The following is a 12,313-nucleotide window of genomic DNA, read 5'->3' as shown; positions in this document are numbered from 1 at the left end:
CGCGTCGAGCCTGGCAGGAATGGCGGCAGCGGCGTAGCACCCCCCGCTGCCCCGTACAATGGCCGGGCTTTATGCAAAAGTCATCATACAACTAGCTGGTTTTTGTATGTTGACATTACTCTTTGTCAATCTACCAATGGGTTAGCCTGGGAGGAGCGAAGTGGCTGCATTGACTGATCCGGACCTGCTGTTCGCGCCGGAAACGCGAACGCTGGCTCGCGCCCTTCATGCAGGGGTCAAGGACCTGCCGATCGTCAGCCCGCATGGCCACACGGACCCGCGCTGGTATGCGCTCAACAAACCCTTTCCCGACCCGGCGCAGCTCCTGATCGTGCCGGACCACTACATCTTCCGCATGCTGTTCAGCCAGGGCGTTCGGTTGGAAGAACTCGGCGTGCCGACGCTCGACGGTGCACCGGTCGAGACCGACGGCCGAACGATCTGGCGCCGCTTTGCCGAGCATTACTATCTCTTCCGCGGCACGCCGACCCGGCTCTGGCTCGACCATGTGTTCGAGCATCTGTTCGGCATCGACGAGCCGCTCAACGCCAGCACCGCCGATCGGTGCTACGACACGATCGCGGCGTTGCTTCAGCGCGCCGACTATCGGCCGCGGGCGCTGTTCGAGCGCTTCAACATCGAGGTGATCGCCACCACCGAAGGGGCGCTCGACGATCTCAAATGGCATCGGATGATCCGTGACAGCGGTTGGCAGGGCCGCGTCGTGACCGCCTACCGGCCGGACGCCGTGGTCGATCCCGACTTCGAAGGGTTTCTAGCCAATCTCGATCGCCTGGGCGAAATCACCGGATGCCACACCGGCACATGGGCCGGCTATCTCGAGGCGCACCGAAAGCGCCGCGCCTATTTCAAGGAATTCGGCGCCACCTCGTCCGATCACGGCCATCCGACCGCCGACACCGCCAATCTTTCCGACACGGCGGCGCAGGAGCTGTTCGACAGCATCCGCCGCGGTTCGGAGGACGAGCGCGAGCGAAAACTGTTCCGCGCCCAGATGCTGACCGAGATGGCCAAGATGAGTCGCGACGATGGGCTGGTAATGCAGATCCATCCCGGGTCGTGGCGCAATCATTCGCCGGCTGTTTTCCAGAAATTCGGCCGCGACAAGGGCTTCGATATCCCGACCCGGACCGACTATGTGACGGCGCTGAAGCCGCTGCTCGACTGCGTCGGGCTGGAGCGAGACCTGACGATCATCCTGTTCACGCTCGACGAGACGAGCTATGCGCGCGAGCTGGCGCCGCTCGCCGGCGTCTATCCGGCGCTGAAGCTTGGGCCGGCCTGGTGGTTCCACGACAGCCCGGAAGGCATGCGCCGCTTCCGCGAAATGACCACCGAGACGGCGGGCTTCTACAATACGGTCGGCTTCAACGACGACACGCGCGCCTTTCCATCGATCCCGGCGCGCCACGACGTCGCGCGGCGTGTCGACTGCGCCTTCCTGGCGCGGCTCGTCGCCGAACATCGGCTGCGCGAGGAGGAAGCGCATGAGCTGGCGCGCGAGCTTGCCTACACGCTTGCCAAGAAGGCGTACCGGCTCTGAGCCGGGCGCCAGGATTTGAAGGGCATGAAGTTCGGCAAGATCACGGTCTGGGAAGCGATACGCTCGAACTGGCCGTTCTAAGGCGCGGGTATCGTGGTTCTGGCGCTGGTGACGTATATTCCCGCGATCTCGCTGTGGTTGCCAAGTGTCTTCAAGTAGGCGTCCTCAAATAGGGCGTTCAGATAGAGGAGTGCGACGGTGGCCGGGCCCATGACGGATCTCAGGGTCGAACGGAAGCCGAAGCTGTCGGAAACGGTGGTCGCGGCGATCCGCAAGCAGCTGTTGGCGGGCGAGATCCCGCCCGGGCACAAGCTGCCGACCGAAGGGCAGCTCACGGAAACCTTTGGCGTCAGCCGCACCGTCATTCGCGAGGCGCTGGCAAAGCTTGCCGCCGACGGTCTCGTCGAGGCGCGGCAGGGCGCCGGCGTCTTCGTAACCGAACACATCTCCACCACGCTCGGCGTTTTAGCCGCCGATATGGGCGCCAAGGATTCGATCGCGCTCAACGTGCTCGAGGTGCGGCTGGCGATCGAGATCGAATCGGCCGGCCTTGCCGCCATCCGCCGCAACGCGGCGCAAGAGGCGGCGATCCAGGAGGCTTTCTTCGAGTTCGAGCGGCTTCTGCTCGCCAGCCAGCCGACCGGTCCGGCGGATCTCGCCTTCCATAGGGCAATCGCCAGCGCCACCAATAACCCGTTCTATGTCGAGATGCTCGACGTGCTCGGCCGCCGCGCCATCCCCTGCGACGTCACCTCGCCCTGGTCGGCCGAGCTCGTCCAGTCCGACGAGTACCAGCGCGGCCTGCAGCGCGAGCATCTGGTGATCCTCAACGCGATTTCGGCGGGCGACGCCAACGCCGCGCGCGAGGCGATGCGGGCACATCTCACCTCCAGCCAGCAGCGCTACCGCGAGCGCCTGCAGGCGCGGCAGGCCTATTACGCAAAGTCCGTGGCGGCTGCGTCGACCGGATAATCATTCGAGCAAGGTAGAGATGGACCAGACACACACCGGCGCTTTCATCTGGGCCATGGCCGGCGACAATGTCGACCATATCGACGTCGACCAGGTGGCGATGGACCAGCTCAAGTGAGCGATCTTTTCGCCTTCAGCCTTGCGGGAAATCGCATCCTCGTAACCGGCGCCAACACCGGCATCGGCCAAGGCATTGCAGTGTCGGTCGCGCGCGCCGGCGGCGCCGTCATCGGCGTCGGGCGCTCGGCGATGGATGAAACCGCGGAGAAGATCGCGGCCATTGGTGGCCAGTTCGAAACCGTGGCCGCCGATCTCGGCGATCCTGCCGCGGCTGCCGTCATGCTCGACCGGATATGGGACGAGAAGGGACCGCTCGACGGCTTGGTCAACAATGCCGGCATCATACGGCGCGCCGACGCGGTCGATCTGACCGAAGCCGACTGGGACGAGGTGATGGACATCAATTTGAAGACGGTCTTCCGGCTTTGCCAGAGTTTTGCCAGACGCGTGCTGGCCGAGCCCGGGCGGCGCGGCAAGATCGTCAACATAGGCTCGGTGCTGAGCTTCCAGGGCGGCATCCGCGTCGCCTCCTACACCGCTTCGAAACATGGTGTGCTTGGCCTCACGAGGCTGCTCGCCTGCGAATGGGCGGCGAAAGGCATCAACGTCAACGGCATCGCGCCGGGCTATATCCAAACCAACAACACCGAAGCCTTGCGCGCCGACCCCGACCGCAGCGCCGCCATCCTCGGACGCATTCCCGCGGGGCGCTGGGGCCGGCCGGGCGACATCGGCGACGCGGCCGTTTTCCTGCTCGCGCCCGCGTCGGACTACATGCATGGCGCGGTGATGCCGGTGGACGGCGGCTGGCTGGCGCGGTGACCATTCTGCCAATTTCGAACGGAAGCTAAGCGGTGACGCCTCTCTTTTCACATGCCGGCGAAAAAGCCTGGGAGCCGACGCCCGACGGCAACAGACGGCGCGTGCTGGTGCACACGGCCGAACTGATGATGGTCGAATTCGCCTTCGACAAGGGCGGCCTCGGCGCGCTGCATTCGCATCCGCACGTCCAGGCAAGCTATGTCGCCGAAGGCCGCTTCGAAGTCACCATCGACGACAAGTCAGAGATCCTGGCAGCGGGAAGCAGCTTCATCGTGCCGTCCAACCTGGTGCACGGCGGCAGGGCGCTGGAAGCGGGGCGGCTGGTCGACAGTTTTGCGCCTTATCGGGCCGACTTCCTATAGCGGTATTCCTGTTGCCAAAGAAAAACCCGCGCCGTGAGGCGCGGGTTTGTTGCCTGGGCGCAGGTGGCGCCGCCGCGGTACTCAAACATTGCCGCAGGACGACAACGGTGCCGCAACATGGTGAAGATAGGTTTAACGAAGAGGACTGGCACTCTGCCGGCATATCGGCCAAAGAGACGGCGCGCCGCAGCTTTGGCACGGATGAACTAAGCCGGCGGGAGCGGAAGTCGGAAATGGACGTCGCACGAAAATCAGAAGCCTTTTTGCGCAAGGCCATCAGGCGGCCGATCAGAGAGGTTCGGCGCTTGGCGCTGGATGTGAAGCGGCTGTGGCGGCTTTGGTTTGCTGGACGCTCGGCGCCTTACAAGAAGATATTCATTGCCGGCTGCGCGCGCAGCGGAACGACGCTGACCCAGCGCCTGATGGGGTGTTTCGAGGACACCTTCGTCCATCGAGCCGAAGCGAAATACACCCAGCTGGATATGTTGGACCGCTCCGAAACCAACCTTGTCGTCAAGCGCACGGATCGGGGTCATATGCATCTGGCGAAATTGCCCGCCGCCATTGGCCTGATCTATTGCGTTCGCCATCCTTTCGACGTGCTCACCAGCTCGCATCCGGAAAGCAGGGCGGAGCGCCGGTTCCATGTCACCTCCGAACGCTGGCTGGCCGAATACGAGGCCTTGCTGCGGCTGAGAAAGGCGCAGCCGGACCGCGCGATCGTCTATGTCCGCTACGAGGACATGATCGCTCGGCCGGACGAGGTCCAGGAGAGGATCGCGCGAGCATTCGACCTCAGGCCGCGTATCCGCTTCAGCGAGGATGCCGGTAACCCGATACGGGCAACATCGCTCAAGAAGTGGGAACGGAACGAGGAATACCTTGCCTATCTCAAAGCCCTGCCCCCCGCCTTCCTCGCCCGGCTGAGAGGGTTCTGTGACGAGTTCGGCTATGACATGCCGGAGTGGGCAAACGCATGACGTCGATGCTCGGTATTTCAGCCGAACGGCGCGGACCTTTGATTACGCCCGATATGCTGCCGGGCGATGAGGGAACCAGCATAAACGGCCCATCGCTGGTGAGGATGCCGGCCTGGGCGACCGGCCGGCTCGCAACGTATCACCTCTATTTCGCGCATCACAACGGCACCTACATCCGCCTAGCCTATTCAGATACGCTGCAAGGCCCTTGGCGCATCCACCCGGGCGGCGTGCTTTCGCTTGGCGAATGTCCTTTTCTGAGGGATCACATCGCCTCTCCCGACGTGCATGTCGACGAGCAGACCCGACGCATCGTCATGTATTTTCACGGCCCCGAGCGACATGGCCGCGAGCAGACGACCTTTGCGGCGACATCGGTCGACGGCCTTTGCTTCAACCCCAGTCCCCAGGCGCTAGGGCCGTTCTATGCGCGGATCTTTCGGCACGACGGCTGGTGGTATGGGCTTTTCGGCACCGGCAGTATCAGGCTTCGCCGATCTATCGATGGTCTTTCCGGTTTCGAGGAAGGGCCGGTCGTGCTGCCGGGCTCGAGCCGGGTTCGGCCGCGGCATGTGGCGGTGCAGAAGAATGGGGATTCGCTGATTGTCTATTATACGCGCAAGGGCGACGCGCCGGAGCGCGTGATTTACGGCAGCATCGACCTTTCCAAGGACTGGCGGCGCTGGGTCGTGCGCGGCAGGACCGAATTGCTGAGACCCGGCACCGACTACGAGGGCGCCGGCCTGCCGGTTCGCCACAGCAAGGCGGGCGTGGCAAGAAGCAAGGAGAACGGGCTGCGCGATCCGGCCATTTTCGAGGAGGATGGCCGGACCTGGCTGCTCTATGCCATCGCGGGTGAGAGCGGCATCGCGCTGGCCGAAATCCGACCGGGGGAACTGCGGGCTGCCGGGCTGCGAAGATCGATTGCGGATCTATGGAGCCGGCTCGGAGTCTGACGCGCCCTGCCTTTGCTAACCTCGGCTCAGTGGACACTGCCGACCGCCTTGCCCTGCCATCTCAGTATCGCCGGGTTGCGGCGCAGGGAGGAGCCGACACCTCCGGCAGAGACGGCGGCATCGCCAGGCAAAAACGGCGGACAGCGCGGGTTGCGATGGCGTTCGGGCGATCCGCGCCTTAAGAACGTGACCTCAGCCGAAACCGGGAATCACTCTCAATGCAAAACGCGATGGCGGGGCGGGCATCGGTGGCGGGCATTGCGGCGGAGGGACGCGATCCGAAGCGTCGCGTGCTGAAGGACGTGTTCGGCTTCGACGATTTTCGGCCCGGTCAGGCCGACGTGATAGAGACGCTGCTGTGCGGCCGCCACGTGCTGGCGGTCATGCCGACCGGCGCCGGCAAGTCGCTCTGCTACCAGGTTCCGGCGCTGGTCCTTGGCGGGCTCACCATCGTCGTCTCGCCGCTGGTGGCGCTGATGCAGGACCAGGTCGCGGCGCTGCGGCTCGCCGGCGTCGCCGCCGATACGATCAACTCCTCGCTCGATCGCGATGCCAATGTCGCGGCGTGGCGCCGCGTCGCCTCGGGCCAGACGCGTCTGCTCTATCTGGCGCCGGAGCGGCTGATGACCGAGCGGATGCTCGACGCGTTGGCCAGGCTCGACATCCGGCTGATCGCCGTCGACGAGGCGCATTGCATCTCGCAATGGGGGCCAGCCTTTCGGCGCGAATATGAGGACCTTGCGCGCCTGCGGGACCTCTTTCCGAAAGTGCCGATGATCGCGCTGACCGCGACCGCGGACGAAACGACGCGCACCGACATTTCGGCGCGGCTGTTTGCCGAGTGTGTCGACACGCTGGTGCTGGGCTTCGACCGGCCGAACATCAAGCTTGCCATCGAGCCGAAGCAGGACAGCAAGCGCCAGCTGCTGCGTTTCGTCGAACGCCATGCGGGACAGAGCGGCATCGTTTATTGCCTGTCGCGCAGGAAGACAGAGGAGATGGCGGCCTTCCTCGAAAAGAACGGCGTCACCGCGCTCGCTTACCATGCCGGCATGAGCAAGGAGGCGCGGGACGCGAACCAAAACGCTTTCATGACGCTGTCCGGCGTGGTCATGGTGGCGACCATCGCCTTCGGCATGGGCATCGACAAGCCGGACGTCGCCTATGTCTTCCACACCGACCTGCCGGCGAGCCTCGAGGCCTATTACCAGGAGATCGGCCGTGCCGGCCGCGACGGGCGGCCGGCCGAGGCGCATATGCTCTACGGCCTCGGCGACATCCGCACGCGGCGCCTGTTCATCGACGACGAGAATGCCTCGCCGGAGCACAGGCGGCGCTCGCATGGCCGGCTGGACACGCTGATCGGCTATTGTGAGACGACGCAATGCCGGCGCCAGGTCCTGCTTGGCTATTTCGGCGAAGGCGCCTCGCCTTGCGGCAATTGTGACAACTGCCTCAGCCAGGCGCCGCGCGCGGACGGAAGCATCGAGGCGCGCATCATCCTTTCGGCCGTGGCGCAAACCGGCGAGCGGTTCGGGGCCTCCCACATCGTCGACATCCTGCTTGGCCACGAGACCGAAAAGGTGCTGGCCCGAGGTCATCAAAGGCTTGCCAGCTTCGGCACCGGCGCGGCACACAAGCGCCCCGCGTGGCTGTCGCTGATCCGCCAGCTTGTGGCGGGCGGGTTCCTGGTGCCGGACCCGGACGGCTATGGCGGCCTTGCCATTTCCGAGAGCGGCCGCGCGCTCGGGCGCGGCGAGATCGCCTTCGAGTATCGCGTCGAGACGCGGCACCGTTCCCTGCGCGACAAGGCGCGTTCGGCCCAGGCCGCGGCGGACGCCGAAGACCTGGACGCCGCGCTGCTCGCCACGCTCAAGGCGCTGCGGCTGCGCCTGGCGAAGGAACGCCAAGTCCCGGCCTATGTCGTTTTCTCCGACCGCACGCTGATCGACATGGCCGAGCGCTGCCCGCGCGACCTCGCTGCCTTCGCCGCGGTGAACGGCGTCGGCGAAGCCAAGCTCAAGGAATTCGGCGAGGTCTTCCTGAGCGCGATTGCGGAGCATCAATCCGGCGGATCAGGTTGAGGCACAATCGGCCGGCGCTCACGCTCGGCCGGCCCAACCCACGGCGGATCATTCGCACTCAAACCCAATCGCCCAGCCGGCGCGCAACGCCCGCTTTCAAGTTGCGCCTTGGATGGCCCCGACCATGGTGTTTACAGCGTGCAAGGGCTGCAAGCCGGCCTCGCGCACCAGCGTGCGCCAGGTGAAGAAGCTCAGCGCCGGCTGAAGCATCGCGCGCTGGCCGTCGAGGCCTTGGCCGAGCACGTCCTGGCAGGCCGTGGCGGCAAGCGCGTGCGCTTCATCGATACACCCGATACGCCGCACGCTGAAATGTGAACGGCGCCGATCGGTGGTTCCGCGCCGTTCCTGTGGAAACATTCCTGTTGCAATCTTCGAGGCAAACAGTTCGAATAAAGTCTTTCCGGGGGAACAAGAATTGTGAACAAGGGTGTGGTACGGCTTATTCCAAAGCCGAGGGCCTCAATATTCATCTGTGGTTGCGGTCATACCGGGTCGACCTTGCTCGCCCGGATATTGGCAGCGCATCCGGATGTCTTCAGTGTTCCGCGGGAGACAAGCGCTTTTGTCTCGGACAAAGGCGCCAGATGGACCAAGCTAAGCTTGCTTTTGCTTGAGGCGGCGATTTCGCGCCGGAGCGTCTGGGTCGAGAAAACCCCCGGGCATATTCATTACACCCGTCAGATACGCGAGACGATCCCGGATGCCCGTTTCATCGTGGTGACGCGCGATGGCCGCGATGTCGTGACATCGCTCGGGCAGCGCTACGAGGGCGATTTCGACAGAGCTTTCCAAAGGTGGGTCGCCGACAGCAGGGCCTCGATGCTCTGCATCGAGAGGGGCGGGGCCATGTTGTGGCGCTACGAGGACTTTATCGAGTCGCCTGCGCTCTCCATCGAACGGCTATGCCGCTTCATGGATGTGGCCTTCGATGCTGCCATCCTGGACTATCACCGGCATCCGGTCGTCTGGGGAAGGGCAAGAAGAGTTCGCACGGCGCATTCGGCTCGCCGTTCGACGCAGGTCAACCAACCGATCACCGACTACAGGGGCGGCTGGCGATCGAAGCTGCCTGCGGAATTCGCCTCGCGTTTCGAGGCAGGTGAGGCTCAGGAGCTGATGACCTATTTCGGATATTGCTGAGGGCGACTGTCGCGCTCCTTCGCCAAGGCTTCGGAGGGTATCTCGCTCGCTCTTAAGGGATTTGAGGCTTGTCCCGCGAAAGCGCGCAGCTCGAAGCAGGATGGCGGAGAGGGAGGGATTCCCTTTCACCTCTATGATACTGAAAATACTAGTCTTTTCGCGCTTTTTGTTACACAGTTTGTTACACAGCTACAACTACGATTTATAACCGCTCTAAGCTCGCAGCTTTTGGGCTCGCCTGCCCAATCCATCCGATCTGTCGAAACCGATGGCTTGTAGGACACTCCCGCGTGTGTACGTTGGGGCTTGGGTCAGAAGGTGACCCACAGCAAAGACGGGAGCGCCGCAGCGCAAAAGATCTCATCGGTCAAGGAACAGATAGTGAAGTAGCCTGTGACAATCGGCGCCAGCATCACCTCCAAAGCCGACCAGGAAAAACCCGCAAAAAACGTCGCCCTCAGATACCCCGTCGGCAATGAATATGGGACCGAAGTTGCGCGGCAGATCGGGCGTTAGATGCCTTCATGACATCTGAACCTGAGCAGGCTCCTACGCCGCGAGCCGGCACATTTCCGAACGGAGTTTCGTCCGGCTGCGCAAAAAGGTGCCCTGTCGAGACTTACTTGTTGGCCAAATGGCTTAGCAGGGACGAACTCGTGAAGAGATTGATAATGCAACACTATCAGTCGTTGTGCTGATCCGACAGGCTGTGCGTTTTGGCACGAAAATCATGGCGAAAAGCGCACCGGCACTTTACTCTCCAAATTATGATTCACCTCGATCCCGCGACCGCCAGCTCCTCTGCGCCGCCCTCCGTTCCCGCGTGGGCGATCACAAGCGCCGGCGCGCCGAGTGACGGCGACGCCGCCTTCCGGGCCGGCGCCGCCCTGGGTGCCCTCGACACGCTCGCCCGCGCGCAGGCAGCCTGGGCCGGCGCTTGGCGGCAGCGGCTGGCGGTTCGCTGCGCCGCCTCCAGCATGCGGCTCGCCGGCCGCGCCGAGGATGCGGCCGCCTTGCGCGATGCCTGGCATTTGCGTCCCCTACGTGCTGACCCCGGTCCCGCAGGCGCCGTCTTTGGCGCCTGGCGGCAGTTGGCCAGGCAGCCGCCCGCCGCTACGCCCGGCCGGCTCGGGAAGATACTCGACCAGCTTGGCCTCCATTGGGACGGCGCCGCGCTCGCCGACCTTTGCACGCAGATCGAAAAACTCGGGGTATCCCAGCGGTCGGCGCCATTCGACGCCGCGGCGATCGCCGCTGAGGTCGTCGCCATGCGTCCCGATGCCGAACTCTTTGGCTGGTGGCTCGCCGACCTGGTACTGGCGCAACGCCTGGGCTGGCCGCAGCCCCTGCCGCTCCTAATGGCGCAGGGTTTTGGACCATCTTTCCGCACCGAGGCCGGCGGTGGCCGGCGCATCCGGCCCGGGGACAAGAATTTTGAGCGGGCGGTTTGCATCGCGCTCGTCGCGGCCGCCGCGGACGCTTGTCGGTTGGCCGCCGAGCTGTCGCGCCGGGCCGAAAAACTCCTGGCGGTGGCGCCGAAACTGCGCGCCAAAGGCGCCGGCGACGTAATCTTTCTGCTGCTCAGTGAAGACGCCGTGTCCGGATCGCTGACGACGGACAATCTGTCGCGCTTTGCATCGCGACGGCTGTTCGAACGGCTGCAGCAACTGGAGGTCGTGCGCGAGCTCTCCGGCCGCCCCACATTCCGGCTGTTCGGGCTGTAGCGATGAGCGAAGCGTCCGCCCGCCGCAAGCCAAACGATCAGCCGGCGCTGCTCGACACCGAACTGGAACATCTGCCGCCGGAGCTGCGCTGGTGCGAATGGATGGCCCGCGTCGAAGCGGTGATCTTTGCGGCAAATGAACCGGTGACACGTAGTGTCCTCGCGCGGGTGGTGGGAAAAAACTGCAATATCGAGCTGATCATCGACGACATTCGCGCCGAACTCGCCGGCCGCCCTTACGAGCTGGTCGCGGTCGCCGGCGGCTGGCAGCACCGGACCAAAAAGGTTTTTGGCGACGCCATTCACGCAGCCTTCGGCACGGCAGCGGGCGAGGGAGCAAAAGAACTGTCGCAGGCGGAGGCGCTTGTCTTGATGTGCATTGCCTATTTCCAGCCGATCACCCGTGGCGAGCTGTCGAGCTTTTTCGGCAAGGAGGTGTCACGTGACCTGATCGGCGTGCTGCGCGCTGAGCAGCTGGTCGCCTCGGGGCCGCGCAGCCCGCAGCCGGGCGCGCCCTACACCTATGTGACGACCAAAACTTTTCTGTCGCAGTTCGGGCTCGACACGCTGCGCCAGCTGCCGGATTTCGAGGCGCTCGAGGACGCCGGGCTGCTGTCGAAGGAGAAGCTGCTGGATCATCCCAGGGTTTGCAGATATCGACGATGATGGCGCCAGCGCCGCGCTCGACGAATAGATGATCCCATCACGGCGGGACACACGCGATCTCGCCGCTCGTCACATAGAAGATTGCGCCACGCACGCCGTCTGGTCTCGCCGGCTGGGTCCTTCGCGTGACGGAAGGGAGGTGGCGGCACGCGTCCGCTTGTCGATGAAGGATAAGCGAACAGGCAATTGATCGAGCCTGGTCGCACATGTCTATCACCATTGAGAGCTCTCGAAGGGAGAAAGTTCAATTGAACCACGTCTACCTTGAGCTTCTCGCGACGATTGAGGCGTTAAGATCCAGCCCATCGGGGCGACCATTCAGACGCTGATGGACAAGGTTCGCGACCTTTCACAGACGATCAAAGCCCTGAAAGACGATCTCCACCAGACAGCCGGCTATGGCCTGCTAAGAACCTAGCCAGCCGGCGAGTGCCCATCCCGGCCATTGTCAGCGAGGCGGCCATCCCAACAAGATCGCCTTGCCGCCACCGCCAATGGCGGATGCTGACAGCAGCGCCATAAGAACGCCAACGTAGATGGGGAAGATCATCCTCGGGCTATTCGTCCTTCCAAATGACAGTCTTCCCCCGAAAATCCCAATGAAATTTGAGGTTGGCTTTCAGTACCTCGGTGGGGATCCTCGGCTCGATCGCTGTGTGGAGAGCGTTATACGTTTCTCGGCAGAAGCTCGGCGGCGGGACATTCAGCTTGTACCCCGACGGGTACCTAAAATCTTGCTGAGAATTCATCAGGTCAAGGTTGTTGGCAATCATCTTCACGTTCCCAATCGGCGGCATTCCTAGGGCCACTGCGGCTTCGTAAATGTCCTCGATCTTGTGACCGAAGCCGAGCCGGAGACCGCGTTTCGACACGCCCTTTGAAGCTAGATACGCTTTCAAGAGGAGTTCTAGGTGTGAGCTTTCGAGAGGTTGTCCATTCGGACCGGACCGAGGAGACTGGAGTTACCACGCTTCAGCATCCATC

Annotated in this window: 11 protein-coding genes; all 11 read left to right on the top strand. The window is 63.6% G+C overall.

Annotated elements, in window-relative coordinates:
- Nucleotides 1-160: 160 nt before the first annotated feature.
- The 11 genes from uxaC to EOD29_RS16980 all read left to right on the top strand — a co-directional run bounded on the left by uxaC (nt 161) and on the right by EOD29_RS16980 (nt 11,329).
- Complete coding sequence (gene uxaC, locus EOD29_RS17035; RefSeq protein ID WP_127247280.1) at nt 161-1,564, top strand: glucuronate isomerase; 1,404 nt, start codon at nt 161-163, stop codon at nt 1,562-1,564.
- Between the two features lie 210 nt (nt 1,565-1,774).
- A complete protein-coding gene (locus tag EOD29_RS17030; RefSeq protein WP_082953895.1) occupies nt 1,775-2,536 on the top strand; it encodes a FadR/GntR family transcriptional regulator in 762 nt (253 codons plus the stop codon).
- 114 nt (nt 2,537-2,650) lie between these two features.
- Nucleotides 2,651-3,418 (top strand): 2-dehydro-3-deoxy-D-gluconate 5-dehydrogenase KduD, encoded by a 768-nt coding sequence (gene kduD / locus EOD29_RS17025; RefSeq protein ID WP_127247279.1) that lies wholly within the window; start codon nt 2,651-2,653, stop codon nt 3,416-3,418.
- 32 nt (nt 3,419-3,450) lie between these two features.
- Entirely contained in the window at nt 3,451-3,780 is a 330-nt protein-coding gene (locus EOD29_RS17020) for a cupin domain-containing protein (protein ID WP_127247278.1), read from the top strand.
- A 233-nt stretch (nt 3,781-4,013) separates the two neighbouring features.
- Nucleotides 4,014-4,760: a sulfotransferase gene (locus EOD29_RS17015; protein ID WP_127247277.1), complete on the top strand. Its 747-nt coding sequence runs from the start codon at nt 4,014-4,016 to the stop codon at nt 4,758-4,760.
- Nucleotides 4,757-5,716, top strand: coding sequence for a hypothetical protein (locus EOD29_RS17010; protein ID WP_127247276.1), 960 nt, complete (start codon nt 4,757-4,759; stop codon nt 5,714-5,716). Before EOD29_RS17015 ends, EOD29_RS17010 begins: the two co-directional genes overlap by 4 nt.
- Before the next feature lie 218 nt (nt 5,717-5,934).
- On the top strand, nt 5,935-7,800 hold the full coding sequence (gene recQ / locus EOD29_RS17000) for a DNA helicase RecQ (RefSeq protein ID WP_245475359.1): 1,866 nt from the start codon (nt 5,935-5,937) through the stop codon (nt 7,798-7,800).
- Nucleotides 7,801-7,908: 108 nt separating this feature from the next.
- Nucleotides 7,909-8,115, top strand: a complete 207-nt coding sequence (locus EOD29_RS16995; protein WP_127247275.1) for a hypothetical protein — start codon at nt 7,909-7,911, stop codon at nt 8,113-8,115.
- Between the two features lie 285 nt (nt 8,116-8,400).
- Nucleotides 8,401-8,940: a sulfotransferase gene (locus EOD29_RS16990; protein WP_348630426.1), complete on the top strand. Its 540-nt coding sequence runs from the start codon at nt 8,401-8,403 to the stop codon at nt 8,938-8,940.
- 767 nt (nt 8,941-9,707) lie between these two features.
- A complete protein-coding gene (locus tag EOD29_RS16985) occupies nt 9,708-10,664 on the top strand; it encodes a DUF1403 family protein (RefSeq protein WP_127247273.1) in 957 nt (318 codons plus the stop codon).
- Between the two features lie 2 nt (nt 10,665-10,666).
- Nucleotides 10,667-11,329: an SMC-Scp complex subunit ScpB gene (locus EOD29_RS16980; RefSeq protein ID WP_063169436.1), complete on the top strand. Its 663-nt coding sequence runs from the start codon at nt 10,667-10,669 to the stop codon at nt 11,327-11,329.
- Nucleotides 11,330-12,313 lie beyond the last annotated feature (984 nt).

It is taken from the genome of Mesorhizobium sp. M1A.T.Ca.IN.004.03.1.1 (assembly GCF_003997555.1).
GTDB lineage: Bacteria > Pseudomonadota > Alphaproteobacteria > Rhizobiales > Rhizobiaceae > Mesorhizobium.
Note: the sequence above shows the minus strand (reverse complement) of the source record. Positions and strands in the feature narration are given on the sequence as shown.